The 21,000-nt window shown below is 61.9% G+C and carries 18 protein-coding genes; 12 read left to right on the forward strand and 6 right to left on the reverse strand.

Annotated features, from left to right (window positions below):
* The first annotated feature begins 22 nt into the window (after positions 1 to 22).
* Together TU80_RS06705 and TU80_RS06710 are read left to right on the forward strand one after the other, a co-directional pair.
* Positions 23 to 943: a universal stress protein gene (locus tag TU80_RS06705; RefSeq protein ID WP_057004082.1), complete on the forward strand. Its 921-nt coding sequence runs from the start codon at positions 23 to 25 to the stop codon at positions 941 to 943.
* Positions 944 to 1,053: 110 nt separating this feature from the next.
* Positions 1,054 to 1,305 (forward strand): Lpp/OprI family alanine-zipper lipoprotein, encoded by a 252-nt coding sequence (locus TU80_RS06710; RefSeq protein WP_017845753.1) that lies wholly within the window; start codon positions 1,054 to 1,056, stop codon positions 1,303 to 1,305.
* 13 nt (positions 1,306 to 1,318) lie between these two features.
* On the opposite strand, the gene TU80_RS06715 is transcribed toward TU80_RS06710, so the two are convergent.
* Together TU80_RS06715 and TU80_RS06720 are read right to left on the reverse strand one after the other, a co-directional pair.
* Positions 1,319 to 2,302 (reverse strand): zinc-dependent alcohol dehydrogenase family protein, encoded by a 984-nt coding sequence (locus tag TU80_RS06715; protein ID WP_057004083.1) that lies wholly within the window; start codon positions 2,300 to 2,302, stop codon positions 1,319 to 1,321.
* A gap of 30 nt (positions 2,303 to 2,332) precedes the next feature.
* Entirely contained in the window at positions 2,333 to 2,962 is a 630-nt protein-coding gene (locus tag TU80_RS06720) for a helix-turn-helix domain-containing protein (protein WP_017845755.1), read from the reverse strand.
* A gap of 362 nt (positions 2,963 to 3,324) precedes the next feature.
* Here TU80_RS06720 and TU80_RS06725 point away from each other — a divergent pair, with 362 nt between their 5' ends.
* The gene (locus TU80_RS06725; protein ID WP_057004084.1) at positions 3,325 to 5,694 is read left to right on the forward strand and encodes a phosphoketolase family protein; all 2,370 of its coding nucleotides are present in this window, start codon (positions 3,325 to 3,327) and stop codon (positions 5,692 to 5,694) included.
* Positions 5,695 to 5,697: 3 nt separating this feature from the next.
* Here the strand turns inward: TU80_RS06725 and TU80_RS06730 are convergent, their stop codons facing one another.
* The 3 genes from TU80_RS06730 to TU80_RS06740 all read right to left on the reverse strand — a co-directional run bounded on the left by TU80_RS06730 (position 5,698) and on the right by TU80_RS06740 (position 8,707).
* Entirely contained in the window at positions 5,698 to 6,123 is a 426-nt protein-coding gene (locus TU80_RS06730) for a potassium channel family protein (RefSeq protein ID WP_046383380.1), read from the reverse strand.
* 33 nt (positions 6,124 to 6,156) lie between these two features.
* Positions 6,157 to 7,980, reverse strand: a complete 1,824-nt coding sequence (ftsH, locus tag TU80_RS06735; protein WP_057004085.1) for an ATP-dependent zinc metalloprotease FtsH — start codon at positions 7,978 to 7,980, stop codon at positions 6,157 to 6,159.
* A gap of 79 nt (positions 7,981 to 8,059) precedes the next feature.
* Positions 8,060 to 8,707 (reverse strand): BON domain-containing protein, encoded by a 648-nt coding sequence (locus TU80_RS06740; RefSeq protein ID WP_057004086.1) that lies wholly within the window; start codon positions 8,705 to 8,707, stop codon positions 8,060 to 8,062.
* Between the two features lie 283 nt (positions 8,708 to 8,990).
* Between TU80_RS06740 and TU80_RS06745 the strand changes: the two genes are divergently transcribed.
* From TU80_RS06745 to TU80_RS06755, 3 genes are all read left to right on the forward strand, one after another.
* Positions 8,991 to 9,911, forward strand: a complete 921-nt coding sequence (locus TU80_RS06745; protein WP_057004087.1) for a universal stress protein — start codon at positions 8,991 to 8,993, stop codon at positions 9,909 to 9,911.
* 35 nt (positions 9,912 to 9,946) lie between these two features.
* Entirely contained in the window at positions 9,947 to 11,329 is a 1,383-nt protein-coding gene (locus TU80_RS06750) for an MBL fold metallo-hydrolase RNA specificity domain-containing protein (protein ID WP_057004088.1), read from the forward strand.
* 126 nt (positions 11,330 to 11,455) lie between these two features.
* Positions 11,456 to 12,136, forward strand: coding sequence for a BON domain-containing protein (locus TU80_RS06755; RefSeq protein ID WP_017845762.1), 681 nt, complete (start codon positions 11,456 to 11,458; stop codon positions 12,134 to 12,136).
* A 10-nt stretch (positions 12,137 to 12,146) separates the two neighbouring features.
* On the opposite strand, the gene TU80_RS06760 is transcribed toward TU80_RS06755, so the two are convergent.
* Positions 12,147 to 13,991 (reverse strand): response regulator, encoded by a 1,845-nt coding sequence (locus TU80_RS06760; RefSeq protein ID WP_057004089.1) that lies wholly within the window; start codon positions 13,989 to 13,991, stop codon positions 12,147 to 12,149.
* Positions 13,992 to 14,390: 399 nt separating this feature from the next.
* On the opposite strand from TU80_RS06760, the gene TU80_RS06765 reads away from it, so the two are divergent.
* From TU80_RS06765 to TU80_RS06790, 6 genes are all read left to right on the forward strand, one after another.
* Complete coding sequence (locus TU80_RS06765) at positions 14,391 to 15,773, forward strand: NAD-dependent succinate-semialdehyde dehydrogenase (RefSeq protein ID WP_046383385.1); 1,383 nt, start codon at positions 14,391 to 14,393, stop codon at positions 15,771 to 15,773.
* Between the two features lie 63 nt (positions 15,774 to 15,836).
* On the forward strand, positions 15,837 to 16,976 hold the full coding sequence (locus TU80_RS06770) for an NAD(P) transhydrogenase subunit alpha (RefSeq protein WP_017845765.1): 1,140 nt from the start codon (positions 15,837 to 15,839) through the stop codon (positions 16,974 to 16,976).
* Positions 16,973 to 17,314 carry an NAD(P) transhydrogenase subunit alpha part 2 gene (locus tag TU80_RS06775; RefSeq protein WP_017845766.1) on the forward strand — a complete coding sequence of 114 codons (342 nt, stop codon included), beginning with the start codon at positions 16,973 to 16,975 and terminating at the stop codon, positions 17,312 to 17,314. Before TU80_RS06770 ends, TU80_RS06775 begins: the two co-directional genes overlap by 4 nt.
* A gap of 9 nt (positions 17,315 to 17,323) precedes the next feature.
* Complete coding sequence (locus TU80_RS06780; protein ID WP_017845767.1) at positions 17,324 to 18,760, forward strand: NAD(P)(+) transhydrogenase (Re/Si-specific) subunit beta; 1,437 nt, start codon at positions 17,324 to 17,326, stop codon at positions 18,758 to 18,760.
* A 66-nt stretch (positions 18,761 to 18,826) separates the two neighbouring features.
* Entirely contained in the window at positions 18,827 to 19,960 is a 1,134-nt protein-coding gene (locus tag TU80_RS06785) for an NAD(P)H-hydrate epimerase (RefSeq protein ID WP_057004090.1), read from the forward strand.
* 296 nt (positions 19,961 to 20,256) lie between these two features.
* Entirely contained in the window at positions 20,257 to 20,982 is a 726-nt protein-coding gene (locus TU80_RS06790; RefSeq protein WP_046383389.1) for a dienelactone hydrolase family protein, read from the forward strand.
* Positions 20,983 to 21,000: the final 18 nt, after the last annotated feature.

Raw genomic sequence — 21,000 nt, forward strand, 5'->3', positions numbered from 1 at the left:
CCGGTGCCCGACGAGGTGCGAAATGAGCCAATATCAACGTCTGTTGCTGATCACCGACCGTTCGTTGTATCACTCCCCGGCGCTGCTGCGCGCGGTGGCCCTGGCCAAGGCCAGCGGCGCGGCGCTCGATATCAGGGCGTTTATCGAACCTGCGCCGATCATTCATTTGTGGGAAGAACACGTCGATGAGTCGGTTTTCCAGGACTACCTGCACCGCTATCGCGATTGGCTGATCGACGAAGTCCAGCGCCTGGGCGGTAACGGGCTGAAGGTGACGGTTGAATTGCTCTTCACCACCCACCCTGTGCTGGAGATCCTGCGCACGATCGCCGATCTGAACCCGGACCTGGTGATCAAGGACGTGAAGCTGGAGCCGGTTCTCAAGCGCATATTCATCACCCCGCTCGATTGCCACCTGCTGCGCGAGTGCCCGACACCCCTACATCTGGTGAGCCAGGCGCGCTACGGTTTGCCCCATCGCGTGGTGGCGGCCGTCGATCCGTTCGAGCCCGGCACGCAGATCAGCGGTCTGAACGACACCATCATTCAGTGCGCCTACTCCATGGCCCTGCAATGCGATGCGCCGCTGCATCTGTTGTACGCCTATGACCTGTCCCCGGCATTCAACGGCGATGCGCCGATGGCCATGGGCGGTTGGAACGTGGACTTCGCCGAAGAGCTGCGCCAGTCGTTGCACCAGGCATTCGTGACCTTGGCCGACCGTTATGGCGTACCGCCGGAAAGACGCCACTTTGTCATGGGCCAGCCAGTGCCGGTGATTCAGGAGTTTGTCGAGCAATTCCAGGCCGACGTGGTGGTCATGGGGACTGCTCACCGGGTCGGGCTCGACCGACTGATCGGCAGCAACACCGAACGGGCGCTGTATTCGGTGCCGGGCAGCATTTTAGCGATCCGCCAGCCGGGAAGCGACGTCAAGGGCTAGCCCGGCCGCTGATCCTTTATTGACAAAGGTCAGAGGCTCGGCGGGCTCACGCCGGATACTGAAAATGTGCGTTGTTGATTTCTTACCGCGATGAATCGAGGGGAAACACCATGAACCGCTACCTGTCCGTTTCACTGTTGGCACTGGTATTGGCAACGTCCGCCGGGTGCAGTCAACATGTCAAGGAGCTTGAGGCTCGCCTGGACTCCGCGGAAAACAATGCCGCCACGGCGCGCCTGCGCGCTGACGAAGCCTACCTCAAGGCGGAGCAGGCGATGGCGCTGGCCAACCAGGCCCAGCGCACCGCTGACGAAGCCAACGAGAGAGCGATCCATATGCTGACCAGCGCGACCCGCAAATAGCCGCTGCTGCGTGTTATGGGGTCAGCACAATCGCGCCGTTGAACTGCCCGCTGCGCAGGTGCGCGAGTGCCTGATTGGCGTCTTCCAGGGCGAAGCGGGTGATGTCGCAGTGGACCGGCGTGTGCTGCACGGTTTGAAAAAACGCTGTGCCGTCCTGTCGGGTCAGGTTCGCCACTGAACGCACGCTGCGCTCGCCCCATAGCAGTCGATAGGGGAAGGCCGGAATATCGCTCATGTGAATCCCGGCGCAAATCACACAGCCGCCCTTGACGGTGGCGGCCAATGCCAGCGGTACAAGCGCTCCGACCGGGGCGAATATCAGGCTGGCATCCAGCAGGTGCGGCGGCAGTTGGTCCGAAGGCCCGGCCCACACAGCGCCCAATGAGCGTGCATAGGCCTGGCCTGCGCTGTCACCCGGGCGGGTGAACGCGTACACCTGTTGCCCGCGGCCCAGCGCCACCTGGATCGCCAGATGGGCGGCCGCACCGAAGCCGTAAAGCCCCAGGTGGGCGGCGTCGGCGGCCATTTGCAAGGCGCGAAAGCCGATCAGGCCGGCACACAACAGGGGCGCGGCTTGAACGTCCGACAGTGTGTCGGGAATCGGCAGGCAGAAGCGTTCGTCCGCCACCGTGTATTCAGCGTAGCCGCCGTCCAGATTGCAGCCGGTGAACAGCGCCTGATCGCAGAGGTTTTCCCGGCCCGATCGACAGAAAGCGCACTCGCCGCAGGTCCAGCCGAGCCACGGCACCCCGACGCGGCGGCCGATCCAGTCAGCCCCGACCGTGGCGCCCACGGCCGTCACTTCACCGACGATTTCATGGCCTGGCACCCGTGGCAGTTGCGCTTGCGGCAACTCGCCGTCGACCAGGTGCAGGTCGGTGCGGCACACGCCACAGGCCAGGACCTTGATCAACAGCTGCCCGCTTCCGGGTGCCGGGATCGGGCGCTGCTCCAGTTGCAGCGGTTGGCCGGGGGTGTGCAGAACCATCGCACGCATGACGAATCTCCAGGTGTTCGGGCGGTAATGCTAGATCGGTCGGCGGCAGCCCGCGACCAGACGCTTGAGACCTTCCAGGTCCAGGATCGTGACGTTGCGGCCGACGATCTGCGCCAACCCCTGGTCGCGCAGGTGCGCGATGCCGCGGCAGATGGTTTCCAGGCGCAAGCCCAGGTAGGAACCGATTTCCTCACGGCGCATTTTCAGCACAAAGTGCCTGGCCGAATACCCGCGGGAGCTGAAGCGTTGCGACAGGTTCAGCAGGAACGCGGCCAGGCGTTCATCCGAGCTCATGTTGCCCATCAGCATCAGCAGGGTGTGATCCTGCACGATTTCACGGCTCAGCAGCCGCGTGAGGTTGTGCTGCAGCGACGGAAGGTTACGCGCCAGGCTCTCCAGATGGGCGAAGTGGATGGGGCAGACCTCACTGTCCTCAAGGGCGACCGCCGTGCAGGCGTGTGCATCGTCACTGATGGCGTCCAGGCCGAGCATATCGCCGGAGAGTTGAAAACCGGTCACTTGTTCACGGCCATCGACAGACACGATGCCGGTCTTGAACGAGCCGGTGCGAACCGTATACAGCGAACGCAAGGGGTCGCCGGTACGGAATAAAGCTGCGCCTTTTTTGACCTTGAAGCGTTGCACCACCAACGCATCCAAGTGGGACACGTCAGGACTATCGAGACCGATCGGCAAGCTGCATGCCGACACGCCGCAACCGGAACATGCCGTTTTGGGGGGGATTACCGGTCTGGGGCAAGAGGTGTGCGGTAGCACCGTCGAGCGACCGACTAAACGCAGGTGATGGGCATTCATGCATGCGCTCCGTCCAGGCATGTGCCTGAGTGATAGAGAGAACGAGGAAAATGCGCTGCCAGCGCTTTTGCTCAATATCCCGAGTTCCTGTTTCAATTGAGCTTCAGCGCCGGCTTTAAGACTTGATATACATCAAGCCTCGCGCAGTTGAGGCACCCAGAATCGACGAACGACAATCCACGGGTCGAGCCTTGACGGAGGGGTGTATGAGCGATTTTTTGAGTGCAGAGGAGCTGGAAGGGCTGGACGCGTATTGGCGGGCGTCCAATTACCTGGCGGTCGGGCAGATCTACCTCAAGAGCAACCCGTTGTTAAAGACACCCTTGACCCTGGCGCACATCAAACCGCGCCTGTTGGGGCATTGGGGCACCACGCCGGGGCTGAATCTGCTCTATACGCACCTCAATCGGCTGATCAACCAGTACGACTTGAACATGCTCTTTGTCGCCGGCCCCGGGCATGGCGGGCCGGCGGTGGTCGCGCAGACCTACCTGGAAGGCACCTACACCGAGTGTTATCCCTCGGTGGAGCGCAATGCCAATGGCCTGCTGCGGCTGTTTCGGCAGTTTTCCTGGCCCTATGGGATTTCCAGCCACGTTTCGGCGCAAATCCCAGGCTCGATCCATGAAGGCGGCGAGCTGGGTTACTGCCTGGCGCACGCCTATGGCGCGGTCTTCGATAACCCGGACCTGATCGTCGCCTGCGTGATCGGCGACGGCGAGGCCGAAACCGGCCCGCTGGCCGCCAGCTGGCACTCCAACAAATTCATCAACCCCGCGCGCGATGGGGCAGTGCTGCCGATCCTGCACCTCAACGGCTACAAGATCGCCAACCCGACGGTCCTGTCCAGGATCAGCGAAGATGAACTGTCGGCGCTGTTGTACGGCTATGGTTACGATGCGTACTTCGTCGAAGGCGATGACCCGGCGCAGGTGCATCAGGAGCTTGCCCGCACCCTTCACACCATGCTGCTGAAAATCCGCGAGATTCAGCACGCGGCGCGCCAGCCCCGGCGCGCCGAGACGCCGGAGCGCCAGCTGTGGCCGGTGCTGGTATTGCGCACGCCCAAAGGCTGGACCGGGCCGAAATTTGTCGATGGCTGTCGGGTCGAAGGCACCTGGCGCGCACACCAAGTGCCGTTGGCCAACTTTCAGGCGCCGGGGCATGTGCAGCAGTTGGCGGAATGGCTGAACAGCTACCGTCCCGACGAACTGTTCGATGCCGACGGTGCCTTGCTCCCGGAAATCGCCGCGCTGGCGCCCACCGGGCACCGCCGCATGAGCGCCAACCCGCACGCCAACGGCGGGCTGGTATTACGCACGCTCGACTTGCCACGCTTTACCGACTACGCGGTAGCCCTGCCGGCCCCCGGTTGCCTGCGTGCCGAGGCGACCCGGGTATTGGGCAGCTTTTTGCGCGACGTGATGAAAAACGCACAGGGCGCCGCCAACTTCCGCCTGTTCGGCCCGGATGAAACCGCCTCCAATCGCCTGGACGCCGTGTACGAGGTCAGCGCCAAGGCGTGGATGGACCCGTTGGAGGCTGACGACGTGAACCTGGCAGCGGATGGTCGGGTCATGGAGATTCTCAGCGAACACGTGTGTGAGGGCTGGCTCGAAGGCTACCTGCTCACCGGGCGTCATGGCCTGCTGTCGTGTTACGAAGCGTTCATCCATATCGTCGATTCGATGGTCAACCAGCATGCCAAGTGGCTGAAAACTGCGGCCGACGTGCCCTGGCGCAAGCCGCTGGCGTCGCTCAACCTGCTGCTGACGTCCCATGTCTGGCGCCAGGACCACAACGGGTTCTCTCATCAAGACCCCGGCTTCATCGACCTGGTGGCGAACAAGAAGTCCGACGTGGCGCGCATCTACCTGCCGCCGGATGCCAACTGCCTGCTGTCGGTGGCGGATCACTGCCTGCGCAGCCGCAATTACATCAATGTCATCGTAGTGGGCAAGCAGCCGGAGTGGCAGTGGCTGGATATCGACGCGGCCGTGCGCCATTGCCTGGCGGGCATCGGCCGCTGGGACTGGGCCTGCCGCGATGATCAGGAGCCGGACGTGGTCATGGCCTGCGCCGGCGACGTACCGACCCTGGAAACTCTGGCCGCCGTGACATTGCTGCGCGAATACGTGCCGGATCTGCGGGTCAGGGTCATCAATGTGGTGGACCTGATGGTGCTGCAGTCGTCATCGCAGCATCCCCATGGCCTGGCGGATGCCGCCTTCGATGAGTTGTTCACCACCGACAAACCGGTGATCTTTGCCTTCCACGGCTACCCGGCGCTGGTGCATCGGCTGCTGTACAAGCGCACCAATCACGACAACTTCCATGTGCGCGGCTTCATAGAGGAGGGCGCCACCACCACCCCGTTCGATATGGCGGTGATCAACAACCTGGATCGCTACCGGTTGGCGTTGGACGTCATCGAGCGCGTGCCCCGGCTGCACGAGCAACGCCACACCGCGCAGGCGCGCTACTGGGCGATGATGGAGAAACACAAGCTGTACCTGATCGAACACGGCGAAGACCTGCCCGAGGTGCTGAACTGGCAATGGACCCCGGCCGGCTAGGGGCTACTTGTTCTTCCAGTACTTCTGCATTTCCAGGAACAGAAAGGACGCCGTCCACGTGATCAGCACCAGACCGGTCAGCGCTTGCAGGCCGGTCAGGAACTTGATGTGGCCCATGGGGGTGATGTCGCCGAAACCGATGGTGGTGTAGGTCGTGAAGGAAAAGTACACGCAGTCCATGAACGAGCCATCGAACTGGCCCGACAGGCTGCCCCACTCGCCGTCGCGTGTCATCAGGTAATAGACCAGGGCGAAGCACCAGACTTCGATCGCGTGGGCGAGCAGGGCACCGAATACTCCGATGACCATCCTGAAGCGGCTCCAGACCTTGAGCCGCGGCAGCCAGTCGTTCAGGCGCAACAGGCATTCGTAATGAATGACCACGGCGATGATGACCACCAGCGTATTAATCAGCGTGACGGCCAGCATGGCGAGCCTCAGTGCGTGGTTTCAGGGCGACGCTCAACCTGCGGCGACCGGCACGGGTTTCATCGGCAGCAGCGCGGGGAAGTCCTCTGGGGTTAGGCTTTCCTTTTCCATCAACAGGTGCGCGCCGGCCTCCAGGTCGGCGCGATGCGCCTGGAGTAGGCTCTTGGCGCGGGCGTAGGCCTCGTCGAGCAGGCCGCGTATACACAGGTCGACTTCCCTGGCGGTCTGCTCCGAATAATCTTTCTGCCCCGTACTCTGCATCTGCTCACCCAGGTAGGTCATGTTTTGTCGCTCCAGCACCGACTGCCCCAGTTCGGCGCTCATGCCGAAGCGGGTCACCAACTGCCGCGCGATATCCGTCGCACGGGCCAGGTCATCGGCGGCCCCGGTGGACGTCTGAGCATATATCAGAAATTCGGCGGCGCGGCCGGCCATCAGCACGACGATGCGGTCCTTGAGCATCTGGCAACTGATCAGGAAGTGGTCCTCCGTCGGGCGCTGCAGCGTGTAGCCCAACGAGCCAATGGCGCGCGGCACGATGGACACCTTGTGTACCGGGTCCATGGCCGGCAGGTGGCTCGCCGCCAGTGCATGGCCCATCTCGTGGTACGCCACCACCTGGCGTTCTTCGGGGCGCAGCACGCTGCTCTTGCGTTCGATGCCCGCGATCAGGCGTTCCACGGCCGCGGTGAAGTCGTCCAGGCCGACCGTGTCGGCGCCACGGCGGGTGGCGACAATCGCCGCTTCGTTGACCAGGTTCGCCAGGTCGGCGCCGGTGAAACCGGTGGTGATGTCGGCAATGCGCTCGCTGTCGAGGGCCTTGTCCACGGTGATTTTCTGCAGGTGGACCTTGAGAATCGCCTGCCGCCCCTTGCGGTCAGGGCGATCGATCAACACCTGGCGGTCGATCCGGCCGGCGCGCAGCAGCGCCGGGTCGAGAATCTCCGGGCGATTGGTCGCAGCGAGCAGCACCACGCCCTCGCGGGGATCGAAGCCGTCCAGTTCGGCCAGCAGCTGGTTGAGAGTCTGTTCCTTTTCGTCATTGCCGCCCATTACACCGACGCCACGCATCTTGCCCAGGGCATCCAGTTCATCGATGAAAATGATGCACGGCGCCGCTTGGCGCGCCTGTTCGAACAGATCGTGGACCCGCGCGGCGCCGACGCCGACGAACATCTCGACGAATTCCGAGCCCGAGATCGAGAAAAACGGCACCCCGGCTTCGCCAGCGATGGCTTTGGCCACCAGGGTCTTGCCGGTGCCCGGCGGACCGACCAGCAGCGTGCCTTTGGGAATATGCGCGCCCAGCCGTGCGTACTTGGCCTTGTCCTTGAGGAACGAGACGATCTCCACCAGTTCGGCCTTGGCTTCGTCGATGCCGGCGACATCCGCGAAGGTGATCCCGGTGTCGCGCTGGACAAACACCTTGGCCCGGGACTTGCCGATGTTCATCAGCCCGCCCAGGCCCTGTTTTTCCGCGACGCCGCGAAACAAAAAGTGCCAGACCACCATGATCAGCATAAAAGGCAGCAGCCAACCCAGCAGGCCGCTTAAAAAGGTATTGTCAGTGACCCCGGTGAAGCTCGCGCCCGACTGCGCCAGGCTGGTGGCCAACGTCGGGTCGACCCGCACCGTCGTGAACAGGTTATGGCCGTCGATCGGCACTTGCAGCTTGCCGCTGATCTGGTCTTTCTCGACCTGCAGGTCGCTGACTTTCTGCTCGTTCAGCAACTGCAGAAACTGACTGTACGGGATGCTTTGCACCACGCGGTGTTCCGTCCATAGAAACTGCACAACGGTGAACACGACAAACGCGGTCAGAAAGTAAGACAGGTTCCACTGATGGTTCTTTTTCATGACCTTGACTCAAAAAAGGGCACGCAAGGCAGACACAAACGTTGGATGCCCCAGTCGGCGCACTGGAGCCTGCATCACCTCAGGCGAGCAGCAGGTGATCTTCCACCCGCGTGACGCCCGGCACCGACCAGGCCGCCCGTTCTACGAGCTTGCGCTCGCGCCACAGGTGAACCTTGCCGTCGAGCCGGACCACATCACCGTCGACCCTGACATGAATATCCTTGGCGTCCACTTCAGCATTGCGTTTGAGCGCATCTTCGATGCGTTTGCGGATATCGACGATGTCTACCCGCGGGCTCAGGGTCAGCCGATTATCCACCCCAAGCACGCCGGACAGCTTGCGCACCGCCTTCTCTACGGTTTCTTTCTGGTACTGCCAGTCGACTTGGCCTTCGAGGGTGATCCAGCCGTTCTGAACGATGACCTTAACCGCATTCGCCGGTACGTCGGCGCTCCAGTTGATGATGCTCAGGGCGCGGGAGGCGATGGTGTCGTCCGCGGTTCCGGCGCCTTTGTGCAGGCGCACCTGGATCTCCTCGGCGACTGCGCGCACGCCTTTGATGCCTTTTACCGCGTGCTCGGCGCAGACCTTCTGTTCATAGCTACTGACATGTCCGGTGAGCGTGACAACGCCGTTTTCCACGGCAACACCGATGCTGGCTGCATCGATCTGCGGTTGGAATTCAAGCTCTTCCATAATGGCTTTGCGCAAACTCAAGTCGCTCATGATGGTGTCCTCAATCGAATTCGTGGCTGATGACGGGCCGAGAGTGGCCAGTCACTGGTTTCTACGCTCGAACCACGGAAAATCATTGAGCTATATCAACAAGGCCTGAGTGATTCACTCATTGTGTGAAAGGCAGCCATTAGTTGACAAAGATCAGAGCGCGCGCCCTATGGCGCCAGATACTTGACCGACGGTTTTCAGTCACAACAACAGGGCACCACGCTACTCGCTAGGACGTCGGGTTGCAGTCAGGTGATTACATGCGCCCAGGCCGAGGTATCTAATGCTGCCACTCAAACGTATTTTATTGATTGCCCCCTCGGAGATGACACGCACCCCGGCCTTTGACCGGGCCCAGGCACTGGCCATTGCAACCGGCGCGTTGTTGCACATTGTGGCGTTTGATTATGTCGCATCGCTGGAGGTGGCCGGCCTGTTTGACCATGACGCGATGGCTCAGGCCAGGGAAGGCTACCTGCAGGTCCACCGCCACTGGTTGGAGCAGCAAGTGCGCTTTCAACGGCGTGCGGGGCTGGCGGTCAGCTGTGAAGTGGTGTGGGCCAAACCCAACCTGGCGCATGTGCTGGCGTATGTGAACGACTTTCACGCCGACCTGGTGATCAAAGACGTCCAGCATGTCTCGGCCCTTGACCGGACCTTCCATCAACCCCTGGATTGGCTGTTGTTGCGCGATTGTCCGGCCTGTCTGCACCTGGTCACCGACGCCAGGCACCCCAAACCGCTGAAAGTACTCGCGGCCATTGACCTGTCGCACCTCGAAGAACTCACATATGGGCTGAACGAGCGCGTCCTCGAACTGGCTTCGACATTGGCGCATGTGTGCGATGCCCATCTGCACCTGCTCAATGTCAGCAACTGGTCGGTGGTGGGCGATACCCCCACGAGCGTGCCGACCCAAAGCCTGGATAGCAGTTTGGGCGAGGCGGTCAATGACGCGCAGGTGGAAGCCTTCGATGTGCTCGCCGAACGCTATGGGGTCGAGCAGGAACGCCAACATGTGCTGACCGGCATTCCGCACAAAGTGATCAGCTTGTTCGCCCGGCGCAATGCATTCGACGTGGTGGTGCTTGGCACGGTCTATCGCGACAAGCTTGACCGGCTGATCGGCAGCACCGCCGAGAGTGTGCTGAACCGCACCTCCTGCAGTTTGATGATCGTCAAGCCATCACCCTGGGTTGACTGAAACCACCGATTCCATGAGACCTCAAGGACATAGCCATGCGTATGACATTTCTCGGGGCGGCCGGTACGGTCACCGGCAGCAAGTACTTGCTGGAGCATCGCGACCTGCACGTACTGATCGATTGCGGCCTGTTCCAGGGCTATAAGCAATTGCGCCTGCACAACTGGGACACGTTCCAGCTGCCGGTTCAAGACCTGCACGCCATCGTGTTGACCCACGCCCACCTGGACCACAGCGGCTACCTGCCGGTACTGGTGCGCAACGGCTATCGCGGGCCGGTGTATGCCACGCCGGCCACCTGCGAGCTGGCGAAAATCCTCCTGCGCGACAGTGGCCGCCTGCAGGAAGAAGAGGCCGAATTCGCCAATCGGCATGGTTTCTCCAAGCACGACCCGGCGCTGCCGCTCTATACCGAACAGGACGCCGAGCGCGCGTTGAAGCTGCTGCGGCCGATCGAGCTGCACCACCGGGTCGCGATCGCGCCGGGCTTGACCATCCTGCTGCGTGACGCCGGGCATATTCTTGGCGCGGCGACGGTCGAAGTCGTCGCCGATGGCGTCACGCTGGTGTGTTCCGGCGACCTGGGGCGGCCAAACGATCCCCTGATGTTCGCCCCGGAAACCATCGAGCAGACCGATTACCTGCTGGTGGAATCCACCTACGGCGATCGTCGACACCCCGCTGAGCCTCCCGAACAGCAACTGGCGGACGTGATCAACCGCACGGCGCTGCGGCGCGGCATCACCCTGGTGCCGTCGTTTGCGGTGGGGCGCGCGCAACTGCTGATGTATCACCTGTATCGACTCAAACAACAGCACGCGATCCCGGACCTGCCGATCTACCTCAACAGCCCGATGGCCACCGACGTCACCCGCCTGTACCAGCGCTTTCGCTCAGAGCATCGGCTGTCGCTGGAGGACTGCCAGGGCATGTGCGATGGCACGCACTTTGTGTGTTCCGTGCAACAGTCGATTGACCTGGACCAGCAGCGCACCCCCGCGATCATCATTGCCGCCAGTGGCATGGCCACCGGTGGGCGGGTGCTGCACCACCTCAAGGCGCTGGCGCCCAACCCGCTCAACACCCTGTTGGTGCCAGGCTTTCAGGCCGGCGGCACACGTGGCGCGCAGATTGTCGCGGGTGTGCCGTCGGTGCGTATCCACGGCCAGGACGTGCCGATCAACGCCGAGGTGGTGCCGATGCAAACCCTGTCCGCACACGCCGATGCCGATGAAATCATGCAGTGGCTGCGCGGCTTCAAGCGTGCGCCGAAACACACCTACGTCGTACATGGCGAGCCGAACGCCTCGGACGTGCTGCGGCGGCGCATCAGCCAGGAACTGGGCTGGTCGGTGTCGGTGCCGGAGTATCGGGACAGTGTCGAACTGCCGGCGGTCGCGCAGCCTTTGCCGGTCTAGCGCCAAAAAACGCGCCTGAATCACCGCTCCCGCGCCAAGGATGGGTACTTTCCGACCTGCTGAAAAACATCGCAACCGGATACGCTTTGGCTGATTGAGACTTTTGAAAAATTCTGGAGCTTTTTTATGAATACCGATGAAAAGCTTAGGCAACAGGTGATCGAAGAACTGAATTGGGACCTGGCACTCAAAGCCGATCAGATTTTGGTTCAAGTGTCCGATGGCATCGTCACGCTTTCCGGCAATGTCGCCAGTCACGCCGAGCGCTGGCACGCGGAACAGGCGGTCGCACATGTCGCCGGTGTCGTGGATCTGCTCAACCAGATCGATGTCGTGCTGCCTTCCAGTCATGTGCGGACCGACAGTGATCTTGTCGCGGCCGCCGTTTCCGCATTGCAATGGAATACCTCGCTGGCGGACCACCGCGTCAAAGTCAGCGTGACCGATGGCTGGCTGGTGCTCAGCGGAGAAGTGGACTCTGAGCATCAGCGCCAGACGGCCGGCTATGCGGTGCGCTATCTGCAAGGGATCAAGGGGATCAGTAACGATATCGTCGTCAAGGCCCATGCCTCTGCGCAAACCATCAAGACCGATATCGAATCAGCGTTTCGCCGCAAGGCGATCATCGACGCCCACGCTATCGACGTGCGCGTGGAGGGCGGGGAAGTCACGCTCTCGGGGGTTGTCGGATCGCTCCCGGAGCGGGATATGGCGCGGTTGACGGCATCGGGCACTGCGGGTGTGCAGAAGGTTGTCGACAATCTGATGGTATCGCCCAGCGGCCTTGAATCGCCGGGTTCGACATAACCGTCCGCGATTACCCGCGGATGAGTCCATTGCGTTTGTCATTGGCAGCCGCCGAGAGTGTTTTTTCGCCGGCTGCCAGGGCGATGCGGGCGAGTTCGGGAATCGACCTGGCTTCGGTCCTGCTCATGATCGACGCTCGGTGCTTTTCCACTGTCCGTTGACTGATCCCCAGGTTGGCAGCGATGTTTTTGCTCGGATGACCGTCCAGCACCATCGCCAGAATCTGGCGCTGCCGTGCGGTGAGGTGGTTGATATGGTCAATCGCAGCCTTGCGAAGGACCTGGGAACTCTCGGTTGCGACTTGGCTGGCCAACGCTTTCTTCACGCTGGTTAACAGCTGCTGATAACGAAACGGCTTTTCAATGAAGTCGCATACCCCAGCCTTCATCGCATCGACGACATCGGCAACGCGGCTGTTGCAACTGATCATCAGAACGGGCAACTCGTCGCCCTGTGCTTTAAGACGGGCCACCGTCTCAAGCCCGCTGATGCCCGAGCGGCGCGCATCAATGATCAGGCAGCCCGGTTGGTCAGCGGTATAACTGTCGAGAAACTGCTCGGCAGCGCCGTAGTCGCGCACCAGGTAACCTTCCGACTCCAATAGCGTGCGCAAGTCGCTGCGCAGCGCGGCGTCGTCGTCCACCACGTAAATGACGGGTTGGCGCGACGGGGGCATGGCGTGAACAGCGTGTACTTCGGCGTGTGTACTCAATGCACTGGCGAGGGTGACGCGCAGCAGGTTCAGGCTCACCGGTTTGCGAAGGAGCATGCAGTCGGCGGTCAGGGCGGACTGGGAAACCTGCTTTTTCGTCTCGGCGGTCAATATGACCGCGGGTGTGGCTCGACTGAATTGATCGCGAATCTTTTGCACCAGTTGGACGCCGTCCGAGGACCGCTCGAGCACGTGCTCGGTCAAGATCAGGTCCGGTTGAATGCCCGAGCGCGCGATCCATTCCAACGCGGCGACGCTATCGCGCACCGCTGCCGTTCGATAGCCCAGCGCCCCCAAACCGCAACTGAGCATATCGCCTAGCAGGGCGTCCGGTTCCACGATCAACAGCAGGCACGTGCGAGCCATGCCCAGCGCTCGAGCGTTCTGTTGCCTGCGCGCGCCGGGCTGAACGACTGACGGCGATAACGGCGCGCTGATGGAGATCAGCGTCGCGCGTTCGTCGGCGGTTTTGACCTGAAGCTGTAAACCCAGCATCGCGCTGAGTTCCGCTATCGAGCGAAGGGCAGGCTTGCCACAGGCACCCGGCAGCGAAGCCTCATAGACAGGCATCGACACGATACGCAAGGCGTCGTCGCGGCTTTTGCAGCCCGCGAACCACAGCTCGATGCTCAGCCACTCCGAGTGGCGCCTGCAGCCCAGTGTCAGGCGCAGCGTACTGGTACTGTCCATGATGTTGGCAAGCAGACCGCTCAAGAGTTGCCTGAGGCAATCGGGAAGGCTCCTGACCCACGACGAACACGGCACGATTCGCAGGTTGCGGTGCTGGGCGGCGGCCAACGGCAAAAAGTCTTGAGCCAATGCCTTGAAGAGGGCCTGTATGGGGAAATCCACCGCTGCGTGGCGATCATAGTCTGTCGCGGGGGCGGGTTGGTCGAGCCCGAATCGACTCAACAATTTCTCCAGCGTGGCATCCAATTGTTCAAGCACCCTGCGCGCCGGTGTCGCGGGGTCGAATTCACAGGCCTCAAGCTGCCCGACGATGAGTGAAACCAATTGCGCGGTCTGGCGAAGTTTCTGATCGATGCCGCCCAACCGTTCAGCGGGGAGAGGACAGTAGGCCGATGCCGGGCCTGATGCCTGACGTGGCAACACATCTTCCGACATGGATTGCTTGACTTGCATGATTACCCCTCCTGGCAAGACGCAAAGTCGTATTGCCTGATGCGCAATCCTATGCAGTTTGTAAGGCGGCTTAATTGATCTATGTAAGTATTTACCGAACCCCGACGGTTCTAAACCGCTCGGTTGATCGCGAGCCAGCAGGCCATTCACGCTGAGCGCCTTGTTCAGGCCGCCTTTCGGTTCACATCACCGCGCTTTGCGCCAACGAAGTGCGCCGACGGCACCGTTAGAGTGCCCGCTCTTCAGGCCCTGGCCCGGGCTCAAGGGGGCAGACGTAAGTAGTTTCCGACGCTAGCCAGCTGAATGCATTCAGGCCAACGTAATGCCGGTTCGTGGGGACGGCGGCTGAAGGTAGCCGGTTGACGTTGGTTAACTCAATCTCATGGGAAGGCAACCGTTATGGCTTATACAACGATCAATCCATACAACGGCGAGTTGCTCGCACAATTCGATACGCTGACGGCTGAGCAACTGGAGCACAAACTGGCGGCTGCGGCGCAGTGCTATGCGACGTGGAAACACACAACGTATGCCCAGCGCGCCTCGATCATCGCGAAGGCCGGTGAATTGATGCATCAGCGCTTCGATGCCCTGGCCCGTAAGATCACACTGGAAATGGGCAAGCGCATCGACGAGGCCCGAGGCGAAGTCAAATTCAGCGCCGATATCATGGCGTACTACGCCAAGAACGCGGAACGCTTCCTGGCCCCGCAAGCGCTGGAGCCGAGCCAAGGCGAGGCGCACATGGAGAGCAGCCCCATCGGCGTGATCTTCGGGGTCGAGCCGTGGAACTTTCCGTTCTATCAGTTGGCTCGCGTGGCCGGTCCGCATTTGATGGCAGGCAACGTGTTGGTGATCAAGCATGCTGGTTGCGTGCCTCAATGCGCGATGGCCTTCGAGCAAATCCTGCTCGAAGCCGGCGCGCCTGCCGGGCTTTATACCAACTTGTCGATCTCCCATGAACAGTCCAGACAGGTGGTCGATGACCCGCGTGTTCGCGGGGTTGCACTGACCGGCAGTGTCGCCGCGGGCCGCAGCCTGGCGGCCTGGGCCGGGCAGAACCTGAAACCGTCTTCCATGGAGCTGGGCGGCAGCGACGCGTTCATTGTGCTGGAAGACGCCGACCTGGAGCTGGCCGTCAAATGGGCGATCTGGGGGCGGATGTACAACTGCGGGCAGACCTGTTGCGCGGCAAAACGCTTCATTGTCGTGGATAAGGTCGCCGATGCCTTCCTGAAGGGCTTTCAGGCCGGGCTCGCGGCGCTGAAACCCGGCGATCCCATGGACGAAGCGACGACCCTGGGCCCGCTGTCTTCGGAAGCGGCATTGGTGCAGTTGCTCGGGCAGGTTCGCACGGCGACCGATCACGGAGCGAAGGTTCTGCTTGGGGGCACACGTATCGATCGCCCCGGCGCCTTTATGACGCCGACCATTCTCACTGACATTGCCCCTGAAAACCCGGCGTTCCGGGATGAGTTCTTCGGCCCGGTGGCGCTGTTTTTCCGCGTCAAGGACGAAGACGCCGCGATTGCCCTGGCCAACGACTCCGACTTCGGCCTGGGCGGCTCGGTGTTTACACGTGACCTGGACAGGGGGCGTCGTGTGGCAAGTCGCGTCGAGACCGGGATGATGTTCATCAACAACATCAGTTGGAGCGACGCCGAGTTGCCCTTTGGCGGCATCAAGGACTCCGGCTATGGCCGCGAGTTGGGCGACATGGGTATCCAGCAGTTCGTGAATAAAAAACTGGTGCGTTACGTGTTGGCTCAGGCGCCGATCTGAAGCCTTGTCCTGTTTACATTCCGGGTGCCCGGCCATGCGCGGGTGCCTTCAACGGAGCGCGCGATGTACGTCAATGTGGCTGTGCTGAAAGAAACCCACCCGCACGAACGACGTGTGGCCCTCGTGCCTGGCCTCTGCGCGAAGTTATGCGCGCTGGGGGCAAGGCTTCATATGCAGGCGGGGGCGGGTGAAGCGAGTTTTTTGCCGGACGCTGCTTATTCGGATGTGCTGTTCGTGTCCAGCGGCGGACAGTGGCTGCATGAGGCCGATGTGCTTCTCGCGGTGCAGGCGCCCTCGCTGGAAGTCGTAGGCAAGATGAAGCCCGGGTCGGTACTCCTGTGTTTTGTGTATGCGCAGAAGAATCCGGCCTTGGTGCAACGTTTACTGGAGCGCCAAATCACGTGTTTTGCCATGGAGCGCCTGCCGCGCATCACGCGGGCCCAGTCGATGGATGCACTGTCCAGTCAATCGGCGTTGTCTGGGTACTATGCGGTCCAACTGGGCTCGGTACAGATGTCTCGCATCCTGCCAAAAGTCACCACCGCGGCGGGTATCGTGGGGCCGGCGCGGGTATTGGTCCTGGGGTTGGGCGTGGCGGGGCTGGAGGCGATCGCGACTGCCCATCGCCTGGGCGCGGTGGTGGAGGGCTACGACGTGCGCCCGGAAACCGCGGAACAGGCGCGGTCCCTGGGGGCCGAGTTTGTCGATGTCGGGGTCGATGCGCGAGGCAAGGGCGGCTATGCACGGGAGCTGAGTGAGGCAGAGAAAACCCAAGTCGCTCAAGTGCTGACGGAGCATATCCAACAGGCGGACCTGGTCATTACCACGGCGGCAGTGCCGGGGCGGCCGTCTCCGCGGCTGATCAGTGCCGCACAGCTTGCCGGGATGAAGCCTGGCGCGGTGATCGTCGATCTTGGCGCCGAAGGCGGCGGCAACTGCGAAGGCTGCGTGCCCGGACAGACCGTCACGATCGGTCGGGTAACCCTGATGGCGCCGTTGAATCTGCCCTCATCGTTGAGCCAGGACGCCAGCCTGCTGTATGCGAAAAACCAGTTCAACCTGTTGGCGCTGATGTTGAAGAACAACGTCATCAGCATCGACTGGGACGATCAGATTCTGGCGCAAACGGTACTCACCCACGCCGGCAAACTCATGCATTCGCTGAACCCGGCGGATGCCGCAACCCAGGAGAAGACCTCATGAACAGTGTTGGCTTCGTCGGGCTTTATATCTTCATGCTCGCCGCGTTCGCCGGCTGGGTCATCATCGGGCGGGTCCCGGCGATTCTGCACACGCCGTTGATGTCGGGCTCGAATTTTATCCATGGCATCGTGGTGATCGGCGGGCTTATCGGCCTGCTCGATGCGGCGAGCGTGGCCGAACAGGCGGCTGGTTTTGTCGCGGTGTTGCTGGGCGCGGGGAATGCCGCAGGCGGGTACGCCGTCACGGGCCGGATGCTGGCGATGTTCCAGACCAGCGCGCCGGAACCCAAGCGGCGCAAAGCTCATCACTCTGCCACCCGGAAGCCTGAAAAGGTTTGAGGTTTGACCATGTTGATTATGACGTCGCAGTGGCTGATAGGGCTGGTGTATTTCTTCGCCGCTTTTCTACTGATTTTCGGGTTGTGGCGCATGTCTTCGCCGGTCACGGCGGCCGGTGGCATCCATGTCGCCGGTTGGGGCATGGCGGCCGCCGTTATCGTTAGTTTTCTCTACGTATTTTCGGTGAGTGAGGCGGCCCGGCCACATTTGCCTGTCAACGTCAGCCTCGCGCTCGTCGCGCTGCTGCTGGGCGGTGGCGCAGCGTGGTGGAGCGGGCGCAAGGCGGCCATGACCGCCATGCCGCAGATGGTCGCGATATACAACGGCATGGGCGGGGGCGCTGCCGCCGCGATCGCCGCCATGGAGTTGTTCGGGGGCCGAGTGTTCGACCTTTCCGCATTGGCCGGCACCTTGTTTGGCGCGTTGATCGGTGCGATTTCGTTATCCGGCTCCTTGATTGCCTGGGCCAAGTTGGATGGCCGCATCAACAAGCCACTGCACATGAAAGGCCTGCAACTGATCAATGCCTTGCTGATGCTGGTGACGCTGTGCGTAGGCGCTTGGCTGATGGTGGTCATGCACGCCGAACACGGTTCGTTGAACGGCGTGCTGTGGTTGATTGGAGTGTTCTTCGGCTGCGCGCTGTTGTTCGGTGTGCTGATGACGTTGCCCATCGGCGGTGCCGATATGCCGGTGGTCATCTCCATCTACAATGCCTTCACCGGCCTGGCGGTCGGCCTGGAAGGGTTTGTGTTGCAGGTTCCGGCCATGATGATCGCCGGCATGCTGGTCGGCGCTGCGGGCGTGCTGCTCACATTGCTGATGGCCAAGGCCATGAATCGCACGGTCGCGCATGTGCTGTTTGCCCGATTTGGTGGCCAACCCGTGCGCAAAGGCGCGGCGATCGTGGGTGAGCTCAAGCCGACGGCGGCGAGTGATGCCGGCGTCGCCATGCGGTACGCCAATAAAGTCATCATCGTGCCCGGTTATGGCCTGGCCGTGGCGCAGGGCCAACAAAAGCTCTATGAGTTCGTGAAGTTGTTACAGGCCCACGGCGTGCTTGTGCGATTCGCGGTCCACCCGGTGGCGGGGCGTATGCCGGGACAAATGGACGTGCTACTGGCAGAGGCCGGTGTGCCTTACGACCTGATCTTCCAGTTGGACGACATCAACACCGATTTCGCCGACACCGATGTGGTGTTGGTGATCGGGGCAAACGACGTGGTCAACCCCGCCGCGCGCAGCGACAAAGCCTCGCCCATCTACGGCATGCCGATCCTCGATGTGGACAAGGCTCATCACGTGTACGTGGTCAAGCGCGGGGAGGGCAAGGGCTATGCTGGTATTCAGAACCAGCTGTTTTATGCGGAAAACTGCAACATGGTGTACGGCGATGCACAGGCCGTCCTGGTCAAGATGATCGAGGCGGTCAGAGGCTTGGGGTAGCCGAGCGGGGCGACGTCACCGCGCAGGCGGTGAGTGACTTCAGTAGCGATCGAGAGTGTGAAAAGCATGAACACGTTGAGTCCCGACCTCGATAACGGCGCGCGCCAGGCGGCCTTGCTGACGGTGCGCCAGATGGCGGAAGCCGACCGGCTTTCGGTGGTTGCCGGCGTGTCGTCTTTCGAGTTGATGAGCAATGCCGGCGCGGCGGTGGCACGCGAAATCCAGCGGCGCTGGACACCCCGGCCGCTGCTGGTGCTCTGCGGGCCGGGCAACAATGGCGGCGATGGTTTTGTCTGCGCGTACCGGCTTGCGCAAGCGGGCTGGCCAGTGCGGGTGGCGATGTGGGGCAGTCGCGCCGCGCTGAAAGGCGAAGCCGGGCAACATGCACAGCGCTGGCCCGGCGAGGTGCAAGCCCTGAGCCCCGCGGTGCTTGAAGGGGCCGAGCTGATTGTCGACGCGGTGTTCGGCGCCGGCCTCGCCCGTGCGCTGGAGGGGCAGGTGTTGGACACCCTGGCTGCGGCTGGCCGTGGCACGGTGCCGATTGTCGCGGTCGACACGCCCAGCGGAGTGATGGGCGATAGCGGTGAGTCGTTGGGCGCGGTGGCGGCGGTGCTGACGGTGACGTTTTTTCGCAAAAAGCCGGGGCATCTGCTGTTACCGGGGCGCGATCTGTGTGGCGAAGTGATTGTGGCCGATATTGGCACGCCCGAAGCGGTGCTCGACGCCATCGTCCCCCAGGCATTTGAGAATCACCCTGGGTTGTGGCTGCCCGACTTACCGCGAGCCGGTCTCGATACTGTCGCGGGGCACCCAGCGGTCGTTGCGGCGGATGCCACGCAGGTGCTGACCCTTCACGAGAGCGAGTTTCGGCGGATGTTCGACTTCGTCGGCGACAAACTGACCCGCACTCGAGCCGCTGCCCAGCACGGCTCGGCTGTGGTTGTGCATCGCGGCAGTGACACGGTGATTGCCTGCCCCGATGGCCGCGCCGTGATCCATTGCAGTGTGCCCTCGGCCGCCACCGGCGAGCTTTTGGGCGGCATTATTCGGTGGCTGCGGACCCAGGGCATGCCGGCCTTTCCGGCTGCGGCAGCGGGCGTGTGGTTGCATGATGTGGTCGCTGCCGAATTCGGCCCAGGGTTACTGGCCAAAGACGTGCCGCATCTTTTACCTGGGTTATTGCGTCGACTGTACGGCTGATTGTCCGTAGACATGTCGGCGAGTGGTGTATTGCACGTCAAATGTCCGATTTGAAACGTGGATGGGCGTGCGTTTGATATTTATCAAGTACGCTTTGCCGGAAAAGCGCAGTTTACCCCCCAGAGGCTTCAGGTCATCGTCGTGTATCCAACAGAGCAGGCCGGGCTTTTTTCGGTTTTAACCTGATAGGCGTTCATGCCCAATCCATCGACCTGACGAACAATCAAAAAGAAAGATGAAGCCACTCTTGAAGTACCTTGCCCCTCGAAAAGGTTATATACGAAGGTATTCAACTAATGGCCTCTCACTGCGGTGTTGCAGTATCTGAGCTCCAATACAAAAAGTTTAACTTTGCCGGCTATGAATTGGCCGGTGATCTGCGATTGCCGCGAGGCGCCGAAAGCCTGGTCGTTCTCGTCCATGCCAGTGGCGGCGGTCATTCGAACCCGCGTAACCATTTTATCGCGGAGTACCTGGCGCGCCACGGGATGGGCACCTTGGTGATCGACCTGCTGACAAGGACAGAGCAGCGCTGGGATAACCTGACCGGTGTGCTGCGTTTTGATATTGCATTGCTCGCCGATCGACTGGTCAAGGTCATCGACGCGATCGCCCGAGACGCTGAATTACGCCGACTTGCCATGGGCTTGTTCGGTGCCAGTACGGGCGCCGCCGCCGTGCTGGTCGCCGCCGCTCACGTGGGCGGTGTGCGGGCGGTGGTCTGTCGAGGCGGGCGCACCGATCTGGCCGCCCAGGCGTTGTGCGAGGTCAAAGCGCCGACGTTGCAAGTGGTGGGCGCGGAAGACCCGATGATCCTGCGCTTGAATGTGCGAACCAGTCGGGCGTTGCACTGCACGCAAAGCCTGGAGGTCGTCAAAGGCGCGACGCACCTTTTCAAAGAGCCGGGCACACTGGCGGACGTAGCCAGGCTGACCGGCGATTGGTTCGAAAAGTACCTGCACAAGGAACCTTTGCCCAGCGAGCCGCTGCCCGGAATCAATGGCAAGGTTTCATCTTCTTAGCGCGGGCCTGTACAACCC

The organism is Pseudomonas veronii, assembly GCF_001439695.1.
Lineage (GTDB): Bacteria > Pseudomonadota > Gammaproteobacteria > Pseudomonadales > Pseudomonadaceae > Aquipseudomonas > Aquipseudomonas veronii.

Coding starts and splice junctions, on each gene's coding strand:
- TU80_RS06705 (WP_057004082.1), top strand. CDS start 23: ATGAGCCAATATCAACGTCTGTTGCTGATCACCGACCGTTCGTTGTAT.
- TU80_RS06710 (WP_017845753.1), top strand. CDS start 1,054: ATGAACCGCTACCTGTCCGTTTCACTGTTGGCACTGGTATTGGCAACG.
- TU80_RS06715 (WP_057004083.1), bottom strand. CDS start 2,302: ATGCGTGCGATGGTTCTGCACACCCCCGGCCAACCGCTGCAACTGGAG.
- TU80_RS06725 (WP_057004084.1), top strand. CDS start 3,325: ATGAGCGATTTTTTGAGTGCAGAGGAGCTGGAAGGGCTGGACGCGTAT.
- TU80_RS06730 (WP_046383380.1), bottom strand. CDS start 6,123: ATGCTGGCCGTCACGCTGATTAATACGCTGGTGGTCATCATCGCCGTG.
- ftsH (WP_057004085.1), bottom strand. CDS start 7,980: ATGAAAAAGAACCATCAGTGGAACCTGTCTTACTTTCTGACCGCGTTT.
- TU80_RS06740 (WP_057004086.1), bottom strand. CDS start 8,707: ATGAGCGACTTGAGTTTGCGCAAAGCCATTATGGAAGAGCTTGAATTC.
- TU80_RS06745 (WP_057004087.1), top strand. CDS start 8,991: ATGCTGCCACTCAAACGTATTTTATTGATTGCCCCCTCGGAGATGACA.
- TU80_RS06750 (WP_057004088.1), top strand. CDS start 9,947: ATGCGTATGACATTTCTCGGGGCGGCCGGTACGGTCACCGGCAGCAAG.
- TU80_RS06755 (WP_017845762.1), top strand. CDS start 11,456: ATGAATACCGATGAAAAGCTTAGGCAACAGGTGATCGAAGAACTGAAT.
- TU80_RS06760 (WP_057004089.1), bottom strand. CDS start 13,991: ATGCAAGTCAAGCAATCCATGTCGGAAGATGTGTTGCCACGTCAGGCA.
- TU80_RS06765 (WP_046383385.1), top strand. CDS start 14,391: ATGGCTTATACAACGATCAATCCATACAACGGCGAGTTGCTCGCACAA.
- TU80_RS06770 (WP_017845765.1), top strand. CDS start 15,837: ATGTACGTCAATGTGGCTGTGCTGAAAGAAACCCACCCGCACGAACGA.
- TU80_RS06775 (WP_017845766.1), top strand. CDS start 16,973: ATGAACAGTGTTGGCTTCGTCGGGCTTTATATCTTCATGCTCGCCGCG.
- TU80_RS06780 (WP_017845767.1), top strand. CDS start 17,324: ATGTTGATTATGACGTCGCAGTGGCTGATAGGGCTGGTGTATTTCTTC.
- TU80_RS06785 (WP_057004090.1), top strand. CDS start 18,827: ATGAACACGTTGAGTCCCGACCTCGATAACGGCGCGCGCCAGGCGGCC.
- TU80_RS06790 (WP_046383389.1), top strand. CDS start 20,257: ATGGCCTCTCACTGCGGTGTTGCAGTATCTGAGCTCCAATACAAAAAG.